The sequence below is a fragment of the Streptomyces avicenniae genome, from assembly GCF_000719135.1.
GTDB lineage: Bacteria > Actinomycetota > Actinomycetes > Streptomycetales > Streptomycetaceae > Streptomyces > Streptomyces avicenniae.
The window spans coordinates 13,476-32,597 of record NZ_JOEK01000013.1 but is presented as its reverse complement, the minus strand read 5'-3'; the positions used below and the strand labels follow the sequence as shown (position 1 = coordinate 32,597).

General features: G+C 72.4%; 24 protein-coding genes and 1 pseudogene. 9 read left to right on the top strand and 16 right to left on the bottom strand.

Annotation, left to right across the window (positions count from 1 at the left end):
• Positions 1-13 precede the first annotated feature (13 nt).
• The 3 genes from IF27_RS22220 to ilvA form a co-directional block, all read right to left on the bottom strand.
• The gene (locus tag IF27_RS22220; RefSeq protein WP_052851619.1) at positions 14-847 is read right to left on the bottom strand and encodes an ABC transporter permease; all 834 of its coding nucleotides are present in this window, start codon (positions 845-847) and stop codon (positions 14-16) included.
• Positions 848-879: 32 nt separating this feature from the next.
• A complete protein-coding gene (locus tag IF27_RS22215) occupies positions 880-1,920 on the bottom strand; it encodes an ATP-binding cassette domain-containing protein (RefSeq protein ID WP_052851480.1) in 1,041 nt (346 codons plus the stop codon).
• 144 nt (positions 1,921-2,064) lie between these two features.
• A complete protein-coding gene (gene ilvA / locus IF27_RS22210; RefSeq protein WP_052851618.1) occupies positions 2,065-3,291 on the bottom strand; it encodes a threonine ammonia-lyase in 1,227 nt (408 codons plus the stop codon).
• Between the two features lie 172 nt (positions 3,292-3,463).
• On the opposite strand from ilvA, the gene IF27_RS22205 reads away from it, so the two are divergent.
• Positions 3,464-4,018 (top strand): MarR family winged helix-turn-helix transcriptional regulator, encoded by a 555-nt coding sequence (locus tag IF27_RS22205; protein WP_052851479.1) that lies wholly within the window; start codon positions 3,464-3,466, stop codon positions 4,016-4,018.
• Positions 4,019-4,076: 58 nt separating this feature from the next.
• Here IF27_RS22205 and IF27_RS22200 read toward each other — a convergent pair whose 3' ends face one another.
• Complete coding sequence (locus IF27_RS22200) at positions 4,077-5,231, bottom strand: cystathionine gamma-synthase (protein WP_052851478.1); 1,155 nt, start codon at positions 5,229-5,231, stop codon at positions 4,077-4,079.
• A gap of 104 nt (positions 5,232-5,335) precedes the next feature.
• Between IF27_RS22200 and IF27_RS22195 the strand changes: the two genes are divergently transcribed.
• Both IF27_RS22195 and msrA read left to right on the top strand, forming a co-directional pair.
• Entirely contained in the window at positions 5,336-6,490 is a 1,155-nt protein-coding gene (locus IF27_RS22195) for a hypothetical protein (protein WP_052851477.1), read from the top strand.
• Between the two features lie 45 nt (positions 6,491-6,535).
• The gene (gene msrA / locus IF27_RS22190) at positions 6,536-7,204 is read left to right on the top strand and encodes a peptide-methionine (S)-S-oxide reductase MsrA (RefSeq protein WP_110946142.1); all 669 of its coding nucleotides are present in this window, start codon (positions 6,536-6,538) and stop codon (positions 7,202-7,204) included.
• Positions 7,205-7,292: 88 nt separating this feature from the next.
• Here the strand turns inward: msrA and IF27_RS22185 are convergent, their stop codons facing one another.
• Both IF27_RS22185 and IF27_RS22180 read right to left on the bottom strand, forming a co-directional pair.
• Positions 7,293-7,853 (bottom strand): PIN domain-containing protein, encoded by a 561-nt coding sequence (locus IF27_RS22185; RefSeq protein ID WP_052851476.1) that lies wholly within the window; start codon positions 7,851-7,853, stop codon positions 7,293-7,295.
• A gap of 3 nt (positions 7,854-7,856) precedes the next feature.
• Complete coding sequence (locus IF27_RS22180; protein WP_052851475.1) at positions 7,857-8,315, bottom strand: helix-turn-helix domain-containing protein; 459 nt, start codon at positions 8,313-8,315, stop codon at positions 7,857-7,859.
• A 723-nt stretch (positions 8,316-9,038) separates the two neighbouring features.
• Between IF27_RS22180 and IF27_RS22175 the strand changes: the two genes are divergently transcribed.
• Positions 9,039-9,680, top strand: a complete 642-nt coding sequence (locus IF27_RS22175; RefSeq protein ID WP_052851474.1) for a ClpP family protease — start codon at positions 9,039-9,041, stop codon at positions 9,678-9,680.
• 1 nt (position 9,681) lies between these two features.
• Positions 9,682-10,284 (top strand): ClpP family protease, encoded by a 603-nt coding sequence (locus IF27_RS22170; RefSeq protein ID WP_052851473.1) that lies wholly within the window; start codon positions 9,682-9,684, stop codon positions 10,282-10,284.
• A gap of 24 nt (positions 10,285-10,308) precedes the next feature.
• On the opposite strand, the gene IF27_RS22165 is transcribed toward IF27_RS22170, so the two are convergent.
• Together IF27_RS22165 and IF27_RS22160 are read right to left on the bottom strand one after the other, a co-directional pair.
• Positions 10,309-10,740 carry a helix-turn-helix domain-containing protein gene (locus IF27_RS22165; protein ID WP_052851472.1) on the bottom strand — a complete coding sequence of 144 codons (432 nt, stop codon included), beginning with the start codon at positions 10,738-10,740 and terminating at the stop codon, positions 10,309-10,311.
• A 101-nt stretch (positions 10,741-10,841) separates the two neighbouring features.
• Entirely contained in the window at positions 10,842-11,603 is a 762-nt protein-coding gene (locus IF27_RS22160) for an SDR family oxidoreductase (RefSeq protein WP_052851471.1), read from the bottom strand.
• A gap of 74 nt (positions 11,604-11,677) precedes the next feature.
• On the opposite strand from IF27_RS22160, the gene IF27_RS22155 reads away from it, so the two are divergent.
• On the top strand, positions 11,678-12,565 hold the full coding sequence (locus tag IF27_RS22155) for a sigma-70 family RNA polymerase sigma factor (RefSeq protein WP_052851470.1): 888 nt from the start codon (positions 11,678-11,680) through the stop codon (positions 12,563-12,565).
• 44 nt (positions 12,566-12,609) lie between these two features.
• Here the strand turns inward: IF27_RS22155 and IF27_RS22150 are convergent, their stop codons facing one another.
• The 3 genes from IF27_RS22150 to IF27_RS31855 all read right to left on the bottom strand — a co-directional run bounded on the left by IF27_RS22150 (position 12,610) and on the right by IF27_RS31855 (position 15,105).
• Positions 12,610-14,208: an alkaline phosphatase D family protein gene (locus tag IF27_RS22150; protein ID WP_052851469.1), complete on the bottom strand. Its 1,599-nt coding sequence runs from the start codon at positions 14,206-14,208 to the stop codon at positions 12,610-12,612.
• Positions 14,209-14,274: 66 nt separating this feature from the next.
• Positions 14,275-14,859: a hypothetical protein gene (locus tag IF27_RS22145; RefSeq protein ID WP_190233072.1), complete on the bottom strand. Its 585-nt coding sequence runs from the start codon at positions 14,857-14,859 to the stop codon at positions 14,275-14,277.
• Between the two features lie 120 nt (positions 14,860-14,979).
• A complete protein-coding gene (locus IF27_RS31855; RefSeq protein WP_263053851.1) occupies positions 14,980-15,105 on the bottom strand; it encodes a hypothetical protein in 126 nt (41 codons plus the stop codon).
• 119 nt (positions 15,106-15,224) lie between these two features.
• Between IF27_RS31855 and IF27_RS22140 the strand changes: the two genes are divergently transcribed.
• Positions 15,225-16,103 carry a HEAT repeat domain-containing protein gene (locus tag IF27_RS22140; RefSeq protein ID WP_110946140.1) on the top strand — a complete coding sequence of 293 codons (879 nt, stop codon included), beginning with the start codon at positions 15,225-15,227 and terminating at the stop codon, positions 16,101-16,103.
• On the opposite strand, the pseudogene IF27_RS32085 reads toward IF27_RS22140, so the two are convergent.
• The 4 genes and pseudogenes from IF27_RS32085 to IF27_RS22130 form a co-directional block, all read right to left on the bottom strand.
• A pseudogene (locus IF27_RS32085) lies at positions 16,086-16,187 on the bottom strand (IS5/IS1182 family transposase); the annotation flags it as partial. The gene IF27_RS22140 and the pseudogene IF27_RS32085 sit on opposite strands and share 18 nt — an antisense overlap.
• Positions 16,188-16,325: 138 nt before the next feature.
• Positions 16,326-16,511 carry a DUF397 domain-containing protein gene (locus IF27_RS22135; RefSeq protein WP_052851466.1) on the bottom strand — a complete coding sequence of 62 codons (186 nt, stop codon included), beginning with the start codon at positions 16,509-16,511 and terminating at the stop codon, positions 16,326-16,328.
• A gap of 16 nt (positions 16,512-16,527) precedes the next feature.
• Entirely contained in the window at positions 16,528-16,722 is a 195-nt protein-coding gene (locus IF27_RS30495; RefSeq protein WP_110946139.1) for a DUF397 domain-containing protein, read from the bottom strand.
• Positions 16,719-17,549, bottom strand: coding sequence for a helix-turn-helix domain-containing protein (locus IF27_RS22130; protein WP_223291162.1), 831 nt, complete (start codon positions 17,547-17,549; stop codon positions 16,719-16,721). The genes IF27_RS30495 and IF27_RS22130 overlap by 4 nt, the downstream gene beginning before the upstream one ends.
• 124 nt (positions 17,550-17,673) lie before the next feature.
• Here IF27_RS22130 and IF27_RS22125 point away from each other — a divergent pair, with 124 nt between their 5' ends.
• Both IF27_RS22125 and IF27_RS22120 read left to right on the top strand, forming a co-directional pair.
• Positions 17,674-17,877: a hypothetical protein gene (locus IF27_RS22125; protein WP_223291161.1), complete on the top strand. Its 204-nt coding sequence runs from the start codon at positions 17,674-17,676 to the stop codon at positions 17,875-17,877.
• Complete coding sequence (locus IF27_RS22120) at positions 17,874-18,206, top strand: hypothetical protein (RefSeq protein WP_052851463.1); 333 nt, start codon at positions 17,874-17,876, stop codon at positions 18,204-18,206. Before IF27_RS22125 ends, IF27_RS22120 begins: the two co-directional genes overlap by 4 nt.
• 29 nt (positions 18,207-18,235) lie before the next feature.
• Here the strand turns inward: IF27_RS22120 and IF27_RS22115 are convergent, their stop codons facing one another.
• Positions 18,236-19,120, bottom strand: a complete 885-nt coding sequence (locus IF27_RS22115; RefSeq protein ID WP_338058220.1) for an NAD(P)-dependent oxidoreductase — start codon at positions 19,118-19,120, stop codon at positions 18,236-18,238.
• Positions 19,121-19,122 lie beyond the last annotated feature (2 nt).

The window sequence follows — 19,122 nt, the reverse complement described above, 5'->3', positions numbered from 1 at the left end:
GAGGCCGCCGTGGTCAGCCGGTGGCGCGCTTGTACTTCCGGACGGCGAGCGCGCGGAAGACCGCGATGATGAGGACGGACCAGAGCAGCGAGGCGAGTTGCGGGTGCTGCATGGGCCAGACGTCGGGCGCGTGGTAGTTGGGCGGCAGGTTGCCGAACAGGTCGCGGACGGCGAGGACGGTGGCGCTGAACGGGTTCCACTCGGCGACGGGCTGGAGCCAGCCCGGCATGTTCTCCGAGGGCACGAAGGCGACCGAGACGAACGTCAGCGGGAAGAGCCAGACGAGCCCGCCGGACGTCGCCGCCTCGGGGGAGCGCACGGAGAGGCCGATGAGGGCGCCGATCCAGGTGAACGCGTAGCCGAGGAGCAGCAGCAGGCCGAAGGCGGCCAGGGCGTCGAGGAAGCCGTTGTGGATGCGCCAGCCGACGAGGAGCGCGACGACGGCGAGGACGGCGAGGATCACGGCGGTCTGCGCGAGGTCGGCGAACGTGCGGCCCGTCAGGACCGCGCCGCGCGCCATGGGCAGGGAGCGGAACCGGTCGATGATGCCCTTCTGCATGTCCTCGGCGATACCGGCGCTGGCGCCCGCCGTGGCGAAGGTGACCGTCTGGGCGAAGATGCCGCCCATGAGGAACTCGCGGTAGGCGCTCGCGCTGTCGCCCGCGCCCGGGAGGGTGATGGAGCCGCCGAAGATGTAGCTGAACAGCACGACGAACATGACGGGCTGGATCAGGCTGAAGACGACGACCTCCGGGATGCGCAGCATCCGCAGCAGGTTGCGTCGGGCGACGACCAGCGAGTCGTGCAGTCCCTGGCGGAAGCCGATGCGCTCGCCGGTGCGCTGCATGGGACGGGCGCTCGCGTCGTCCTTGGTGATGCTCACCGCTCCCCCTCCTCTTTTTCGTTCTGCTCCTGGCCCGGTGGTGGGCCGCCGCGCGTGCGGCGGTCGGCCCGCGTGGAGTCCTTGGACAGCTCCATGTCGTCGGCCGAGTGGCCGGTGAGGGAGATGAAGACGTCGTCCAGGGTGGGGCGGCGCAGGCCGATGTCGTCGATCTCGATGCCGCGCCCGTCCAGTTCGCGGATGATCTCGGCGAGCAGCTTGGCGCCGCCGGCGGCCGGGACGCTGAGCTTGCGGGTGTGTTCCACGAGGGTCGTCTCGCCGTCGCCGACACGGCGCAGGACCTCGTCGGCCGTGGCGAGGTCGGCGCGGTCGTGGACGACGAGTTCGACGACGTCGCCGCCGGTCTGCGTCTTCAGCTCGTCGGCCGTGCCGCGGGCGATGACCCGGCCGCGGTCCACGACGGCGATGCTGTCGGCGAGGTGGTCGGCCTCCTCCAGGTACTGGGTGGACAGCAGCAGCGTCGTGCCGCCGCCGACCAGTTCCTCGATGACGTCCCACAGCGCCTGCCGGTTGCGTGGGTCGAGGCCGGTGGTCGGCTCGTCCATGAACATCACGGGCGGGCTGACGACGAGCGCGGCGGCCAGGTCGAGGCGGCGGCGCATGCCGCCCGAGTACGTCTTGGCGGTGCGGTCGCCCGCCTCGGCGAGGGCGAAGCGTTCCAGCAGCTCGCGCGCCCTGCGCTTCGCGTCGCGGCGGGTGAGCTGGTAGAGCTGGCCGACCATCTCCAGGTTCTCGCGGCCGGTCAGGTACTCGTCCACGGCGGCGAACTGGCCGGAGAGGCCGATGGAGCGGCGTACCTCGTCCGGCCGGGTCAGCACGTCGATCCCGGCGACCTCGGCCCGGCCGCTGTCCGGGCGGATGAGTGTGGTGAGGACGCGGACGGCCGTCGTCTTGCCCGCGCCGTTGGGGCCGAGCAGGCCGAAGACGGTGCCCTCCGGGACGTCCAGATCGACGCCGTCCAGCGCGCGGACGTCGCCGAAGGTCTTCACCAGGCCCTCGGCGTGAATGGCGCCTGCCATGTGTGGTCTCCCCCTGTGCGGTGAGGCGATGATGCGCGGAGTCCGGAACTCCAAGGTGACCCCTGCCGGACCCGCCCGCCAGTCTAGGCAGTCACGATACATCGCGACAGTAGCTCGTTCGGGTTACGTGAGCGGCGCCGCCCGTCAGTCGAGGATGCGGTACCCGGCCGACGTCAGGGCGTCCGTCAGCTGTACGCAGTGTTCCGGGCCTTGCGTCTCCAGCTGGACCTCCACCTCCGCGTCGCCCACCGCGAGGCGCGGGTCGGTCCGCAGGTGGTTCACGGCGAGCACGTTCGCGTCCGCCACCGACAGCTCGGCCAGCAGCGCGGCGAGCGCCCCGGGCCGGTCGGGGACCGTCAGCCGCAGCGACAGGTAGCGGCCCGCCGCCGCCATGCCGTGCCGCAGCGTGCGCTGGAGGACGAGCGGATCGACGTTCCCGCCGGACAGCACGGCGACGACCGGCCCGTCGCCGAACGTCTCGGGCGCGGCCAGCAGCGCCGCCACCGGGCTGGCACCGGCCGGTTCCACGACCATCTTGGCCCGCTCAAGGCACAGCAGCAGCGCGGCGGAGAGCTGGCCCTCGCTGACCGTGCGGACCTCGTCCACCAGGTCGGCGACGAGGCGGAACGGCACGTCCCCAGGCCGCGCCACCTTCATGCCGTCCGCCATGGTCGCGACGCGCTCAAGGGCCACCGGCCGCCCGGCCGCCAGCGACGGCGGGTACGCGGCGGAACCCGCCGCCTGCACACCCACCACCCGCACGTCGGGCCGCACCGACTTCACCGCGAGCGCCACCCCGGCCGCCAGACCCCCGCCGCCCATGCCCAGGACGATCGTGCGCACCTCCGGGCACTGCTCAAGGATCTCCAGCCCCAGCGTCCCCTGCCCGGCGACCACGTCGGGGTGGTCGAACGGGTGGATGAAGACGGCGCCGGTCCGCCGCGCGTACTCCTGGGCCGCCGCCAGCGTCTCGTCCACCACCTGCCCGGCCATCCGCACCTGGGCGCCGTACTCCCTGGTCGCCGCTATCTTCGGCAGCGGCGCGCCCACGGGCATGAACACCGTGGACTCCACGCCGAGCAGCGCCGCCGCGAGGGCCACGCCCTGCGCGTGGTTGCCCGCGCTGGCCGCCACGACGCCGCGCGCCCGTTCCTCGCCGGAGAGCCCGGCGATACGGGTGTAGGCGCCGCGCAGCTTGAACGAGCCGGTGCGCTGGAGGTTCTCGCACTTGAGGTGCACGGGGGCGCCGACCAGCCGCGTCAGGTAGCGGCTGCCCTCCAGCGCCGTCACGCGGGCGACTCCGGCGAGGGTCTTCCTGGCCGCCAGGACGTCGTCGGGACCCGGCACGGGCGGGTGGTCTTGCACGGGCATGCCGCCAGTGTCGCAGGCCGGGGGCGGGACGGCCCTGACGGGTTGGCGCATTGGCGGCACCGGCGCACGCGCGGCCAAGTACGCTGTGGGCTCGGCCGCGGAGCATCCTCCGTACGCCCCTCTCCCGCGCGCCCGCGCGGCGAAGACAGGGACAGGGACCCACATCCGGAACATGACGCCTGACGACACCGCATCCGCGACCCCGCCCCCGCAGGTGGCCCCGCAGCTCGCCGACCCGGCGCTGCTCGACGCCCTCCAGCACGAGGTGGCCGTCTTCGCCCGCCGCGCGGAACAGACCAGACTGGCGGGCTCTGGACCGGCCAAGGGCGCCATGGACCGCGCCGCGTACCTGCTGCTCAGCAGGCTGGACCAGAACGGGCCCACCGGGGTGAAGGCGCTGGCCGCCGGGATGGGCATCGACTCCTCGACCGTCACCCGGCAGGTCGCCCCGCTGGTGGAGGCCGGGCTCGTGCTGCGCGACGCCGACCCGGACGACGGGCGCGCGGTCGTGCTGCGGCTGTCGGAGAGCGGCAGCGCGCGGCTTGAGGAGGTCCGCGCGTCGCGGCGGCAGCTGATGGCGCTGCTGACGGAGGACTGGACGCCGCAGCAGCGTGACGAGTTCCGCGCGTTGCTGACGCGCTTCAACGCGGCGATCGGCGACTGGCAGACGGCACCGGCGACGGGCCGGGCGCCCGTGGCGACCGACAGCGACCGCCCGCCCGCGTGAGCCGTCCCGCCCCGCCCGGGCAGGCGGAGCGGGGCGGGGCGGGACGGTAGGGCGCGCGTCAGCCGAGGGCGCGCGTCAGGTCCTCCAGCAGGTCGTCCACGGCCTCGATGCCCACGGACAGCCGCACCAGGTCGCCCGGCACCTCAAGGGCCGAGCCCGCCGCAGAGGCGTGCGTCATCCGTCCCGGGTGCTCGATCAGCGACTCGACGCCGCCCAGCGACTCCCCCAGCGTGAACACCCGCGCACGGTCGCAGACGGCGACGGCCGCCTCCTCGCCGCCCGCGACGCGGAACGACACCATGCCGCCGAAGCCGCGCATCTGCTTGGCCGCCGTCTCGTGCCCCGGGTGGTCGGGCAGGCCCGGGTAGAGCACCTGGCTGACGGCGCGGTGCGCGGACAGCGTCTCCACGATGCGGGCGGCGTTCGCGCTGTGCCGGTCCATGCGGACGGCGAGCGTCTTGATGCCGCGCAGCACGAGCCACGAGTCGAACGGCCCGGCGACCGCGCCCAGGGCGTTCTGGTGGAAGGCCAGCTCGTCGGCGAGCCCCTGGTCGGCGGTGACGAGGGCGCCGCCGATGACGTCGGAGTGCCCGCCGAGGTACTTGGTGGTCGAGTGGACGACCACGTCGGCGCCCAGCGCCAGCGGCTGCTGGAGGTAGGGGCTGGCGAACGTGTTGTCCACCACGAGCCGGGCGCCCGCCGAGCGCGTGATCTCGGCGACGAGCGCGATGTCCGTGATGCCGAGCAGCGGGTTCGACGGCGTCTCGACCCACACGACCTTCGTCTCGGGGCGCAGCGCGGCCCGTACGGACGCCGGGTCGCCGGTGTCGGCGACCGACCAGGCGACGCCCCAGCGCTCGACCACCTTCGTGATCAGGCGGAACGTGCCGCCGTACGCGTCGCCCGGCAGGACCACGTGGTCGCCGGGCCGCAGGACCGTCCGCAGCAGGCAGTCCTCGGCGGCCAGGCCGGAGGCGAACGCCAGGCCGCGGCTGCCGCCTTCGAGCGCGGCGAGGTTCTCTTCGAGCGCGGTGCGGGTGGGGTTGGCCGAGCGGCTGTACTCGTAGCCGCCGCGCAGCCCCCCGACACCGTCCTGCTTGAAGGTGGACACCTGGTGGATCGGCGGGACGACGGCGCCGGTCAGGGGATCGGGCTCCTGCCCGGCGTGGATGGCCAGCGTCTCGAATCGTCCGGCGCTGTGCTGCTCGTTCATGGCACCACGGTAGTGGGCCGTACGGTGGAGTCGGTGCGCCGTAAGGTGAGCGCGCCGTACCGAGGACCCGTTCTGGACCCGACGCTGGGGGAGCCGCCGCCGTCATGGATGCCCTGATGTTGCTGTTCGCGATCGCCGTGATCATTGGTGTGGTCGTGGTGCCCGCGCTGCGCAGACGCCGTGAGCGGCAGGAGCTGGAGCGTGCCGCCGCGGCGGCCGACACGCTGACGGGGTCGGGGCAGGGGCCGCGGCCTGGGCACGTCTCGTTCGACAAGGACCCGGGCGGCGCGTCGGCGGACCTGCCGCCCGAGTACGCGGGCGGCCTGGTGCCGTCCGCCCAGCTCGACATCCGCCTGCCCGGCCCGGACGACGAGCTGATCGCCGCCCTGGAGGAGACGCAGCGTACGCAGAACTGGCGTCCGGTGGGTCAGCTGCTGGCCCTGACCGACGAGCCCGAGCTGCGCTGGCAGCGCGTGCAGTCGCTGGGCGGCGCCGCCTCCGTCGAGCTGGGCACGCACCGCGCGACCGGCGAGGGCACGGACGCGGGCTGGCTGCGTATGTGGCGCACGCAGGAGCCCGCCGACCCGGGCGGCTCCGAGGTGTACGCGCAGTTCCTCGTGTGGCAGGCGCTGCGGGACACGGAGACGGCCGAGCACCGCATCATCCTTGAGGAGGCCAGGACGGTCTGCGGCGAGGCGGCGCGGCTGGCGCCCGACGACGTGGTGCCCGGCATCGTGGAGCTGTACATCGCGCGTGGCTTGGGCTACAGCCGTCAGGAATTCGACGCGCTGTGGTCGCGGATCACGGCGCGCGCGCCGCAGCACATGGGCGCGCACGTCGCGGCGATCTCGTACCTGTCGGAGAAGTGGCACGGGTCGCGGGCGGAGGCCGAGGGCTTCGGGCGGACGGCGGCGGGCGGGGCGGGGCAGGGCAGCCTGCTCCCGGCGCTGCCGCTGTTCGCCGTGTACGACCACCTGCCGGAGATGCAGCACTCGCCGGGGATGTTCCAGGGGGCCGTGATCCGGGACGCGATCGAGGCGGCGCAGTTCGCGCTGAACACGGCGCGTGACGACCATCCGATGGCGCCGCACGTGCGGCATCTGCTGCTGTGGTTCCTGGTGCGCGCGGAGAGGTACCCGGAGGCCGTGGAGCAGATGCGCGCGGTGGACGGGTACGTGGGGGCGATCCCGTGGGTGACGGACGGCGACCCCGTCCGGTACTACACGGCGTTCCGCGCCCTGGCGATCGCGCGACAATAGGACTGTAGGCCGACCGAGCGCCGCGCAAGGAGCGAGTGGACCACCATGCTGTACACGCAGGCACACAAGAACCGCCTCCCCACCCCGGAGGAGGCTCTGCCGGGCCGCGACGAGCCGCTGTTCGAGCTGCCGGGGACCCACACCGTCCTCGGCACCGCGCTGGCGGGCCCCCACCCGGCGGGCCTGGAGGTGGCGGACTTCGCGCTGGGCTGCTTCTGGGGCGCCGAGCGCCGTTTCTACCGGGCGCCCGGCGTGTGGACGACGCTGGTCGGCTACCAGGGCGGGCTCACGCCGCACCCGACGTACGAGGAGGTGTGCAGCGGTCTGACCGGGCACACCGAGACCGTCCGCGTCGTCTTCGACCCGGACGTGGTGACGTACGACGACCTGCTGAAGGTGTTCTGGGAGTCGCACGACCCGACCCAGGGCCACCGGCAGGGCAACGACGTGGGCACGCAGTACCGCTCCGCGATCCACACCCACTCGCCGCGCCAGCAGGCGGCGGCGGAGGCGTCGCGTGACGCGTACCAGCGGGTGCTGGAGGAGTCGGGCTACAGCGCGATCACGACGGAGATCCGCCCGGCCGAGGGGCACACGTTCTACCCGGCCGAGGGCTACCACCAGCAGTACCTGGACAAGAACCCGGCGGGCTACTGCGGCCTCGGCGGCACGGGCCTGACCTGCCCGGTCGGCGTGGCACGCTACGCGGCCTGACGCCGGTACGGCACGCGCCCCCGGGCCCACGCCCCGGGGGCACCGCCGCTCCCGCGCCTTCGTCCGCGCGTGAGGGCCGCGTCCTGGATCAGGCGAAGCGGCTTCCCAGCGCCGCCACGGTCGCCAGCATTCCCTCTCGCCGGAGGCTTTCAAGAACGTCCCCTACCGTTCCTGGCGGACGTCTGCGACTGTCGGCGATCTGCCGGACCGCTCCATAGACGATCGCTGGGTCAAGGTCGATCTGTGCCTCCAGGAACGCGTCGGGATGCACGCTCTCGACGTCCCACCGCCCTAGATCCGTCGCGGGGAAATCCTTGAGGTTGAAGGTGACGATCACCTGTGCCCGCGCTTTGACCGCCGCCGCGAGGACATGCCGGTCGTCCGGGTCCGGAAGGCTGACCGCCTCGATCAGCGGCTCGTAACCGGTGACCTTGCTGTCCCGCACCGCCGCGGTCATCAGCTGCCTGGTCCGGTCCAGACGAACACTGTCGAGGTCTGGCCGGTTGGCCTTCAGATTCCGGAAGACCTCGTCGAGGATCGTCTCCGTCCACCTCGCATGCACGAGTCCGGCCTGAGCCACACGGATGAGAACGTCCCGGAGAGTGCTGGGGTAGAGCACATTCGCGTCATACAGCGCCACGAAGGGCATGTGTCAGACCAGTCCCATGTCCTGGCCGAGCTGGGTCAGCTCATCGGCCGCCTCACGACGACGCCGGTCGTCCTCGCGCATGTAGTCGATCAGGGAGGACGCCGCGATACGCCGGTGTGTACCGACGGTGCGGTAGGCGATCTCGCCCGCCTTCAGCAGGCCGATGAGGAAGGGCCGTGAGACGTTCAGCAGGTCGGCGGCCTGCTGTGTGGTCAGCTCGGCGCTCCTCGGGACGACGGAGACGCCCCGGCCCGCCGCCATGTGCGCCAGGATCGTCGCCAGGAGGTCGATCGCCTCCCGAGGCAGCTCCAACGGCTCGCGCTCGCCGTTCTCGACGGTGACACGGATGCGCGCCAGGTCCGGGTGGTGGGTCAGATGAGTCCGCATGAGGGCCAGCGCCGTACCGGCCGCCTCGCTCTGCTCGGCGGAGAGTTCGGCCGAACGGATGTCTGTTCTGCTCACCACGATCTCCTTCCGGACCCACGGACGCAGGTCTTCCGTCTCTCATGATGACAGCCAGGCGAAACAAACGCAAGATTCGAAACAATCGCAACGCGGCCAGCGGCAGCCGGCCGGGCCGCCGGGGGCGGCCCCGGAGTCCGTCAACGGTCCACGCATCGCCGGTCCCCTAACCCCGCGGCATCCCGCAGGTCAGGCGTCGTGCGGAAAGATCAGCGGATGCAGCGGGCGTCGTGGGCCTGGGGAGGTCCGGGCCGTGGGCTCGCCTGTGCAGGCACCTGTACCTCCGAGGAGTATCCGTGAGCACACACCGTCACGCGTCGTGGACGATTCCCCAGGCGCACCGTCTTGGTCCGGCGTAGGTCGAGGCCGGTGCGGCGATCGCCCTCGGGCAGGCGGTCCACGACCGGCGGACGGCGCTGGGGGTCGATCACGCCGCCCTCGCCGAGCGGGCGGGGCTGACCGTGGCGGACGTCGAACGTCTCGAAGGCGGCGGCACGCCCCCCGCCTTCCCCCCTCCTCCGCGCCCTCACGGCCGCCCTTGACGCGCAGCTCGACCTCACGCTCGACGCCGAGGAGACCCGGATCTCCTTCGCCCCCCGCACGGCCTGAGCGCGCGGCGCCGGCGCTCTGCTGTCGGCCGATCTGCCGGGGGCCGAGAACGCTTGGGCGGGGCCGTGCGGCGGCCGAGGGTGGAGGGCACCAGCTCACGAACGGAGGACCGGCATGACGCCACCCCTCTCCCCCTTCGCCCCCCGCGCCGCCGAGGACGACACCGCCCCGACGCGCTTCGACGACCACCTCGCCGAGCAGCTGCTGACCCGGCGCATCATCTTCCTCGGCACGCAGGTGGACGAGGTCTCCGCCAACCGCATCTGCGCGCAGCTCCTGCTCCTGTCGGCCGAGAACCCGCGCGCCGACATCACCCTGTGCGTCCACTCCCCCGGCGGCTCCATCACGGCCGGGCTCGCCATCTACGACACGATGCGCCTCATCCCGAACGACGTCGCGACGCTCGCCATGGGGTTCGCCGCCAGCATGGGGCAGTTCCTCCTCACCGTGGGCACGCCGGGCAAGCGCTTCGCCCTGCCGAACGCCCGGGTGATGATGCATCAGCCCAGCGCGGGCATCGGCGGCAGCACGTCCGACATCGAGATCCAGGCGGAGAACCTGGAGTTCACGAAGTCCACGATGGAGCGGCTGATCGCCGAGCACACCGGCCAGAGCCAGGAGACCATCGCCCGCGACAGCGACCGCGACCGCTGGTTCACGGCGGAACAGGCGCGCGAGTACGGCATGGTGGACCGGGTGGTCGAGTCGATGGACGACATCCGCCCCGGGAGCACGCAGCGAAGGGCGGGTTTCTGACATGAGCCAGTACACGATCCCCACGGTGGTGGAGCGCACCTCGTCAGGCGAGCGCGCGTTCGACGTCTACAGCAGGCTGCTGTCCGAGCGGGTCATCTTCCTCGGCACGGAGATCGACGACGGCGTGGCCAACGTCGTCATCGCGCAGCTCATCCACCTCGAATCCGACAACCCCGACCGCGAGATCGCGATCTACATCAACTCCCCCGGCGGCTCGTACACGTCGCTGATGGCGATCTACGACACGATGTCGTACGTCACCTCGCCGATCTCCACGATCTGCGTCGGGCAGGCGGCGTCCACGGCGGCGGTGCTGCTGGCGGGCGGCGATCCGGGGCGGCGCGTCGTCCTGGAGCACGCCCGGGTGCTGCTCGGCCAGCCGCAGAGCGGCGGGCAGCGCGGCACGGTGTCCGATCTGAGGCTCCAGGCCAAGGAGATGCTGCGCATCAGGGCGCAGGTCGAGGAGGTGTTGGCGCGGCACACCGGCCACGACGTGGCGCGGCTGCGCGCCGACACCGACCGGGACCGCGTGTTCACGGCCGAGGAGGCGGTGGCGTACGGGCTCGCCGACCATGTGCTCAGCCGACGACGGCCCGTCGCCTGACGACCGGCGGGGGCGGCGCGCCGTTCAGGCGGCGAGCCGCACCTCGCCGTGGCCGGTGGCCCGCCCCGACCCGCCGGGCCTGGCGGCGCGCAGCGCGGTGACGGACGTGCGCGACGCGAGGGAGGTCACGGTGCCGCGCCGCTCGTCGGGCAGGGGCGGGGCGAGCCTGACGATCTCGCGGTGCACGAGCGCGAGGAGTTCGGCCAGGGTCAGGCCGAGGGCGCGCGCGGCGGCGGCCAGCACCTCGGACGACGCCTCCTTCCGCCCGCGCTCGATCTCGGAGAGGTAGGGCATGGAGATGCGTGCCTGGTCGGCGACGTGCTGGAGCGTGCGCTCCTGGGCGCGGCGTTCGCGGCGCAGGACGTCGCCGACGACGTCGCGCCACAGCGGTTCCCTGGCCGGGGCGGCGGGGCGCGGGTGGAGGGTACGGACCTGGTCGGCTGCGTCGCTGCTCACCTCCTCAGCCTAGAAGCCCGGCGCCGGGGCCGTCCCCCGCAGGCGTTCCGCCCGACGCGAACGCGCCGGGCGGGCTAGGGCCTGTCTTCCCAGGCCCTAGGTCACCAGGTCTGTTCGGCGAGGAACGCCTCCCAGGTGCGCGTGCCCTCGTCCACGTCGTCGAGCACCAAGTTCCGCCCCTCCCGGTACGCGCGGCCGATCGCGCCGGGGACGCGCACCGGCAGCATCGGCCGCCGCTTGCCCCGGGCCGCCAGGTAGCCGCGCGCCAGCTCGCCCAGGGTGTAGACCTGGGGGCCGACGAGGTCGCGGACGTGGCCCGCCGGGCCGCCCTGCGCCAGCTCCACGAGCCGGTCGGCGACGTCGCGCGCGTCCACGGGCTGGGCGCGCATCCCGCCGGGGCTGGGGATGACGGGCAGCCGCCCCATGACCCGTACGGCGTTGAGCGCGAAGTCGTGGAACTGCGCCGCCCGCAGGTTCGTCCAGGGCACGCCCCCCTCGATGAGGACGTTCTCGGCGGCGAGCTTGGAGCGGAAGTAGCCGATGGGCAGGCGGTCGGTGGCGGTGACGGAGATGTTGATCAGGTGCGGGGTCCCGGCGTCCGACGCGGCGCGGACGAGGTGGCGCGTCACGGTCTCGTTGTTCTTGTCGTCGCCCGCGAGGTGCAGGATCGTCCCCGCGCCGTCCAGGGCCGCCGCGACGCCGGTGTCCTTCTCCAGGTCGCCGGTGACGTAGGTGACGCCGTCCTCTGGCGCCCGCCCGTTGCGGGTGAGGACGCGCACCTCGAACCCGGCCGCCCGCAGGCGCGGGACGACGTGGCGGCCCAGGGTGCCCGTGCCGCCGGTGACGAGGATGGGCGAGGTCATGGTTCCTCCTGCTGAGGGCGCTGCCCGGGGGCGGTCGCCCCGGGGTCTACCGTTACGACACCTGGCGAGGAGGGATGTGTGACACGGTGGACGACTCCGCGGCGCTCGCTGTCCGTTTCGAGGCGGAACGTCCGCGTCTGCGGTCGGTCGCCTACCGGATGCTCGGCTCGCTGAGCGAGGCCGACGACGCCGTGCAGGAGACGTGGCTGCGGCTCGGGCGGGTGGACGCGGCCGAGGTGCGGAATCTCGCGGCCTGGCTGACGACCGTGGTGGGCCGGGTGTGCCTGAACGTGCTGCGCGCGCGGGAGCGGCGCCGCGAGGACCCGCTGGACGTCCGGCTGCCCGATCCGCTGATCGGCGCGCCGGAGAGCGGCGATCCGCAGGAGGCGGCGGAACTGGCCGACGCGGTGGGGCTGGCGATGATGGTCGTGCTGGAGACGCTGGAGCCCGGGGAGCGGGTCGCGTTCGTGCTGCACGACATGTTCGGCGTGCCGTTCGACGTGATCGCGGCGCTGCTGGAGCGGTCGCCCGCCGCCGCGCGGCAGGCGGCGAGCCGGGCGCGCCGCCGGGTGCGGGAGGGGACGCCGGTGGCCGATCCCGATCCGGCGCGGCGGCGCGCGGTCGTCAACGCGTTCTTCGCCGCCGCGCGGGACGGGGACCTGGACGGGCTGGTCGCCGTGCTGGCGCCCGACGTCGTGCTGCGGTCGGACGACGCGGCGGGGCGCGGGACCGTCGTCAGCGGCGCGCGGGACGTCGCCGGGCGGGCCGTCCTGTTCAACCGGCTCGCCGCAGCGGGCCGCCTGGCGCTGGTGGACGGCGCGCCCGCCGTGGTGGTCGTGCACCGGGGACGGCCCGTGTCCGTCATGGTGTTCACGGTCTCCGGCGGCCGGATCGCCGCCGTCCACGTGCTCGCCGACCCGGCGCGGCTGCCGGGCGTCACGGCGGAGTTCCTGGGCGGCTGAGCGGTGCGGGGTCCCGGCCGCCGGGCCGGGACCCCTGGCGGCGTTCACGCCTGCTGCGCGCCTGGCCGTCCGTCCTCGACGACGAAGCGGGCGGGCGTCGTGATGCCCGCGCCGGTGCTGCTGACGTACGGCACCACCCGGTATTCGGCCCTGAACTCCGCCGCGTCGGCGCGGCAGACGGTGTAGCCGCGCTGCGAGTTGTGCCACTTCAGGTGCGGGTTGACGCCGGGGGCCATCCAGTCGAAGCCGAAGGTGTCCATGGCCGTGCCGTCGCCGCCGGAGCTGATCGACGTACCGGCGAACTCGGTGGCGACCACCGGGGACGCGGGGTCGTCGAAGTCCAGCTTCAGGTCGGCGACGACGCTGCGGTGGATGTCGCCGGTGAGGACGACGGGGTTGCGTACGCCCCGCCGGTCGATGCCGCCGAGGAGCCGGTCGCGGGCGGCGGTGTAGCCGTCCCACATGTCGAGCCCGGACGAGACGACCTCGGGGTCGGGGTCGTGGTCCACCTGGGCCACGAGCGTCTGGTTGGCGAGGACGTTCCAGCGCGCGCCCGACGCCTCCAGGCCGTCGAGGAGCCAGCGTTCCTGCCCGGCGCCGAGCATGCTGCGGGACGGGTCGGCGCGTTCGGTGTCGCAGCCGGGCTTGGTGCCGTCGCCGCACGCCTGGTCGTCGCGGTACGAGCGGGTGTCGAGGACGTGCAGGTCGAGGAGGCCGCCGAAGCCGAGGCGGCGGTAGAGCTGCGCGGACGAGCCGCTGGGCTTCTGCGGGAGTCGCAGCGGCAGGTGTTCGTAGTACGCCTGGAAGGCCGCCGCCTTGCGGGCGCGGAAGCTGGTGGGGTCGTCGTCGGGGAAGCCGTCCTTGTCGATCTGCGCGATGTCGCCCGCCCAGTTGTTCTCCACCTCGTGGTCGTCCCAGGTGAGGATCCACGGGAAGGCGTGGTGCGCGGCCTGGAGGTCGGGGTCGAGGCGGTAGAGCGCGTGGCGGTTGCGGTAGTCGGTGAGGGAGTACGTCTCGTGCTGGAAGGACGCGTCGAGCGTCATGCCGCGCACGCCGCCGTTCGCGCCGACGCCGTACTCGTAGAGGTAGTCGCCGAGGTGGACGACGAAGTCGAGGTCCTCGGCGGCCAGGTGCCGGTAGGCCGTGTAGAAGCCCTCGTACCAGCACTGGCAGGACGCGAAGGCGAACGAGACGGCGCCGCCGGTCGTGCCGGGGTCGGGCGCGGTGCGCGTGCGGCCCACGGGGCTGATGTCCCCGCTGCCGTCCACGCGGAAGCGGTAGAAGTAGTCGCGGCCCGCCTCCAGGCCGAGGACCTCGGCGTGCACGGAGTGGGCCAGTTCCGGCACGGCCTGCGCGGTGCCCTGCTGGACGACGCGCGTGAACCGTTCGTCCTCGGCGACCTGCCAGGACACGGAGACCCGGGCGTCCGGCATGCCGCCGCGTCCGTCGAGGGCCAGCGGTTCCGGGGCGAGACGCGTCCACAGGACGACGCCCCCGGGCAGCGGGTCGCCCGAGGCGACGCCGAGGCCGAAGGGGTGGGCGGCGAAACGGGGGGCGGCCCAGGCGCGCGCGGTGCTGAGTCCGGCGCCGAACAGGCCGAGGGCGGCGGCCGTGCCGAGGAATCGGCGTCTGGTGTGTTCCATCGCTGGAACCTTCGCCGCAGCGGGCGGCGTTTACGCGGAGGCACGCCCGACATTCCCCCGTGCCGGTCAGCGGGAGCCGAACTCCTCGTCCACCGCGACCAGGGTCCTCGCGTCCTTCAGGACGCGGGCCACGCCGTGCTCGGGCGCGCTGAACGGGGCGCCGCCGTGGTAGGGCAGCGGCGGCCGGTGCATCTGGGTCGTGTGCAGCGCCTCGCTCCAGAAGTCGTCGGGCGGCCGGGCCGTCACCCGTTCCCGGCATGCGTCGCACAGCACCTCGGTGCGCTCGCGGCGCCTTGGGCCCCGTGGGGGCGGATCGGGGACGGTGAGGAGGCCGTGCAGGGGATCGAGGACGCAGAAGTACAGCGTGTCGGCGGGCGGCCCGCCGGGGGCCAGCGCCGCCTGTCCGGCCCGTGCGAGGACGACGGCCGCGATCCTGCGGCTGACGCGTGCGCTCACGGAGTGTGAGAACGCGCCGGAGTCGATCGCCGCGTTCAACCCCCGTGCGAGGCGGAGGCATTCGGCCGGGCCGCCCGGCGCCGGGTCGGGCCCGGCGTCCGGCGGCGTGGGCGGGAGCGCCGCGGCCAGGGCGGCGATCTCGCGCTCGGCGAGCACGCGGATGCGTTGCTCGCCGGACGGGTGGACGAGGGTCACCGGGGCGTCCTTGCGCCGCGCCCTCATCGGTCCTCCGCCGGTTCCATGGTGTCCATCGGTCATCCCCCCTTTGTCAGCAGCATGCCAGAGAGGGGCGCGCCGTTTGCAACTCCGCTTCGCTCACGCCTGGTTGTGGACGGGGCGGCCGTGGCGTACCGGTTCCCTGGCGCTCTTCTCCGAGCTGATCAGCGGAAGATGGGTGAAGTACGGCGTGGCCGCGCCCCTCGGGACGGCCAGCCGCAGCACGCGTGCGGCCAGGTCCTCGTCCGGGTCGGCGTCGGCGCGCGCCCGGCAGGGGTCACCCCTGAACCGGGTGGATCCGAGGAATCGAGACGCCGCGGTGTGGCTGTCACTATGGTGGAGGCATGCTTCGGAAGTCGGGTGCGGACCACTGCGAGGTGTGCAATCGGCGGTTCAAGGCCGCGGGGGCCAGGGTCCGGCATGAGCTTCCACGCACGTCTGTCGCGGTGTACCGACGGGTAGGCGAGTGGTCGTACCGCCGACGCGTCTGTGAACGCTGCTGGCAGCGGCACGAGGAATACGAGGCAGAAACGCGGCGCCGGTTCGTGCGTGACAATCCTCCCGGTCCGCTGCTCGCCATGCTGCGGGACAGGGACGCGGACGAGGAGGCGAGAACCGCGGCGATGAGGATGCTCGTCGAACTCGGGGTTCCCGACGCTGTTCCTGCCCTGTGCGACCAGTTGGAGGCCCCGTCGGAGAGTGTCCGGTGCGAGGCGGCGAAGCTGCTGGGAGAGACCAAGGACGCCCGCGCGGTGGAGCCGCTGTGTCAGCGGCTCCACCGCAGTGTGGCAGACGAGTACACGTCGTTCTTCGGCGAACCTTCGTTCTTGATGGCTGCGCTCGCCGATATCGGCGATCCGCGGGCCGCGGAGGTGATCAGCGCGCTTCTGACCGATCGGCGGGCTTACCGCTGGGATACGGTCGCCGGTGACATGGATGTGAGCATGTCGGACGGTATCGCGGATGCGTTGGACAGCCTCGGTGGACCGGACCTGGTGTTCGACGCTTATGAGCGCGCGTTGCATACGCCGGACGAGTTCGTGCGCGATCATGTGGCGCGGGACCTGGGCAATATCCTGTGGCGGGGCGGCCTGAGCGGGGGAGACGACATGTCCGGCCGACAGCTCGGGGTTGTGCGGCGGATGCTTGTGACCGCGAGTCGCGACCCGTCGGAGCGGGTGCGACACTCGGCTGAATCCGGCCTCAAGAACTTCCGCCGCTGACAACGGCTTGCGGCCCGGGTGCCGGAACCGGCGTTCCGTGTGTGACGGCAGCGGCTCGATCTGCCCCCACAGGCCATCCGTCACGCTCCACGGCGTACGGCGACGTCGTACTCCCTCAGCCGCCCGCCCGGAAGTATCCGCGCGCGCTCCCGGGTGAGCGTGTAGTCCGGCAGGGCGTCGGCGCGCCGCGAGCCCAGGAAGTCCTCCAGCCGCAGGAGGGGGTCAGCGCACCCCGGCGGTGACGAACGCCCGCCACGCGGTGACCGGGAACGCCAGCACGGGCCCCTCGGCCACCTTGCTGTCCCGCACCGGAACAACCCCGGGCACCCCGCCCGCGACCTCGACGCAGTTACCGCCGGTGTTGCCGGAGTACGAACTCTTGCGCCAAGCGGGCTGCTTCGCCTGCATTGCGGTCACCTCGACCTCACTTCGCGGAACGGATGAAGCCGGTCCAGGCTCCAGGGGAGATCTCCAGCACCGGACCTGTCACAGCCTTGCTGTCCCGAACTGACACCACACCTACCACCACACGGGCGACTTCCACGCAGTCGCCGCCGTTGTTCGACGAGTACGAACTCCGGCGCCACTCAGAGTGGGGGGTGGAGGTGCTGCCGTTCATGCGTACAGTTCCTTCGCGATCCTGTCCATCAGCTCGATGGATTCGACGGGTGGGAGAGCATCGGCCCTCAGTAGATCGTAGGCCCACTCGGCGATGGCAACATCCTCTGAGAGCGCGTGAATGCTGCCCTGCGGAAAGCCGTCCGAATAAAGGATGTGGGGTGACTTGTCCTCGAAGCTCAGCAAGGAGAACGGACCAGCGATTCCCGCATGGGTGGCAATCTTGCGCGGGATGACCTGGACGACGGTGCGCGGTTCCTCAGCGGCTTGGATCAGGTGTCGAACCTGCCGGTACATGACGTCCCGGCTCCCGACCGGGCGCGACAGGGCGGCCTCTTCCATGATGACCCACAGTCGCGGGCGGTGAATCCGATGCAGGATGTGCTGGCGACGCATCCGGGCGGCCACGACATCCTCCAGGTTCTCAGGCCGTCCGCTCGCCAGGACGGCGCGGGCGTACTCCTCGGTCTGGAGGAGCCCTGGAACGACGATCAGTTGGAAGTTGCGGATGAGCGACGCCTTCTCCTCCAGGTCCACGAACGGCCGGAACCAGCTGGGGAAGGCGTATTTGATGACGATGGGCCACATGCGCTCGAACGCGCCATCAGTGGCCAGGACTTCATCGCATACCTGAGCGATACGCAGTGAGGGAATGCGTGTCGCCGTCTCGATCTTGTTGATCAGCGTGTGGTGGCACGGGACCTCGTTGGCCAGGTCCTGCTGGGAGATCCGCGCGCGTTCGCGGCACAACTTCAGTTCCTTGCCGAAGTAGGCCAGTGTCGAGACGGCGGGGTCGCGCTTCTCCTCGTACTCCAACTCCGTGGCCAAGGGAACTCCGTTCCTAGACATGATCAGACGTCTGTGTTCCACCCCTGGCCGAGATTACTCGGCGCGGGACACTCTGAGTACGCCGATCGGCACCCAGAGCAGTATTCGGAGGAGACAGATGTCCGTGTCAACAGATGACAACGCGCGGCGGCTCGACGTGCTCGTCGCCATCGAGGAGTTGAAGGCCGCGCTCGCCGCACACAACATCACGCTGCCGTCGCTGGGCATCGACGCGATGACGTTCCTGGGCAGCGTGGCCCCGCCGCTGGTGGAACTCGGGAGGTGCAACCCGGAGACCGCGCGCAAGCTGACGGAGGCGCTGCGGTGACGATCGCCCGGCTCGGGGACGGCAACGCCTGGGCCTTTGGGCGCTGTTGGCTCTACTGCCGCCGCGAGGACGTCTCCGTGCTCCGACTCGGGACGGTCAGCACGCCGCACGCCCGGGGGGACGTGTACGCGTGCGACGGGTGCCTCGCCGAACTGGCGTTCATGGTGGAGCGGTACGGGACGGGCGCGGGGGTCCCGTCCCGTAACGCCCCGCCGTTGGTGATCCCGGCGCACGTCCCGGTGTCGCGGCCCTGCGCCCATCCCGTGCTGGGCCGGGGCGCGGACGGGGAGTGGCGCTGCGCCTCCTGCGAGCGGCAGATCTATCTGTGACGGTGGGCGCGGAGCGCGATCCGCCCCGGCTACGCGGTGGTCCGCTTCAGGACCTCGACCAGGCTGGTCGCGCTCTCGTCGCCGTGCCCCGCCGCCACGCCCCGCCGGAAGATGTCCACGACCGCCGCGGGCAGCGCGTCGTCAACTCCCGCGTCACGCGCGGTCCGCAGCACGTGTTCCGCGCTGGCCACGCCCATGGTGAGCCTGTCGATGTCGCCCGGGTACTCCCCCGCGTCGATCCGCCCGGTGTAGAAGGCCATGAAGTCCGGCATCCCGGCGAGCACGGACGACGCGGACGGGAGGACGTCCTCGGCGCGGACCCCGTGGGCGTCGGCGAGGGCGAGGGCGTGCAGCCAGCCGAGGACCGTCGTCCAGAACAGGTCCATCCCGATCTGGTAGTACAGCGCCGCGAGTCCGGGGTCCTCGCCTCGGTAGTCCGTGCCGGTGAGCACTTCCAGGGTCTCGCGGTGCGCATCGAACACGTCCCGGGGGCCGCTGTAGAAGGTGGTGGACCCGGGCTGTCCGATGCCAGGGGGCGAAGCCTGCACGCCGCCGGTGAGGTACCGGGCGCCGTGCCCCGCCGCCCACCGCGCGGCGGCGCGGGCGCTGTCGGGCGTGTCCGAGCCGAGGTTGACGAGGACCCGGCCGGGCAGCGCGTGGCCGGCCGGTTCGAGGACGTCGTACATGGCGCGGTGGTCCGTCAGGCTGAGGACGGCCAGTTCGCTCGCGGCGAGCGCGTCGGGGACGGTGGCGGCCAGGTCGGCTCCCGCCGCCACCAGCTCGTCCGCCCGGCCGGGGGTCCGGTTCCAGACGGTGACCCGGTATCCCTTGTCGAGGAACGCGCCCGCCATCGCGCGTCCCATCGGGCCGAGGCCGATGACCGACACGTCGCGCTTGCTCATGTCACCTTTCACAC

What these genes read in the sequence shown, in the direction of transcription:
- IF27_RS22220 (WP_052851619.1), bottom strand. Translation starts at nt 847, where the DNA reads ATGCAGCGCACCGGCGAGCGCATCGGCTTCCGCCAGGGACTGCACGAC.
- IF27_RS22215 (WP_052851480.1), bottom strand. Translation starts at nt 1,920, where the DNA reads ATGGCAGGCGCCATTCACGCCGAGGGCCTGGTGAAGACCTTCGGCGAC.
- ilvA (WP_052851618.1), bottom strand. Translation starts at nt 3,291, where the DNA reads ATGCCCGTGCAAGACCACCCGCCCGTGCCGGGTCCCGACGACGTCCTG.
- IF27_RS22205 (WP_052851479.1), top strand. Translation starts at nt 3,464, where the DNA reads ATGACGCCTGACGACACCGCATCCGCGACCCCGCCCCCGCAGGTGGCC.
- IF27_RS22200 (WP_052851478.1), bottom strand. Translation starts at nt 5,231, where the DNA reads ATGAACGAGCAGCACAGCGCCGGACGATTCGAGACGCTGGCCATCCAC.
- IF27_RS22195 (WP_052851477.1), top strand. Translation starts at nt 5,336, where the DNA reads ATGGATGCCCTGATGTTGCTGTTCGCGATCGCCGTGATCATTGGTGTG.
- msrA (WP_110946142.1), top strand. Translation starts at nt 6,536, where the DNA reads ATGCTGTACACGCAGGCACACAAGAACCGCCTCCCCACCCCGGAGGAG.
- IF27_RS22185 (WP_052851476.1), bottom strand. Translation starts at nt 7,853, where the DNA reads ATGCCCTTCGTGGCGCTGTATGACGCGAATGTGCTCTACCCCAGCACT.
- IF27_RS22175 (WP_052851474.1), top strand. Translation starts at nt 9,039, where the DNA reads ATGACGCCACCCCTCTCCCCCTTCGCCCCCCGCGCCGCCGAGGACGAC.
- IF27_RS22170 (WP_052851473.1), top strand. Translation starts at nt 9,682, where the DNA reads ATGAGCCAGTACACGATCCCCACGGTGGTGGAGCGCACCTCGTCAGGC.
- IF27_RS22160 (WP_052851471.1), bottom strand. Translation starts at nt 11,603, where the DNA reads ATGACCTCGCCCATCCTCGTCACCGGCGGCACGGGCACCCTGGGCCGC.
- IF27_RS22155 (WP_052851470.1), top strand. Translation starts at nt 11,678, where the DNA reads ATGTGTGACACGGTGGACGACTCCGCGGCGCTCGCTGTCCGTTTCGAG.
- IF27_RS22150 (WP_052851469.1), bottom strand. Translation starts at nt 14,208, where the DNA reads ATGGAACACACCAGACGCCGATTCCTCGGCACGGCCGCCGCCCTCGGC.
- IF27_RS22140 (WP_110946140.1), top strand. Translation starts at nt 15,225, where the DNA reads ATGCTTCGGAAGTCGGGTGCGGACCACTGCGAGGTGTGCAATCGGCGG.
- IF27_RS22135 (WP_052851466.1), bottom strand. Translation starts at nt 16,511, where the DNA reads ATGCAGGCGAAGCAGCCCGCTTGGCGCAAGAGTTCGTACTCCGGCAAC.
- IF27_RS30495 (WP_110946139.1), bottom strand. Translation starts at nt 16,722, where the DNA reads ATGAACGGCAGCACCTCCACCCCCCACTCTGAGTGGCGCCGGAGTTCG.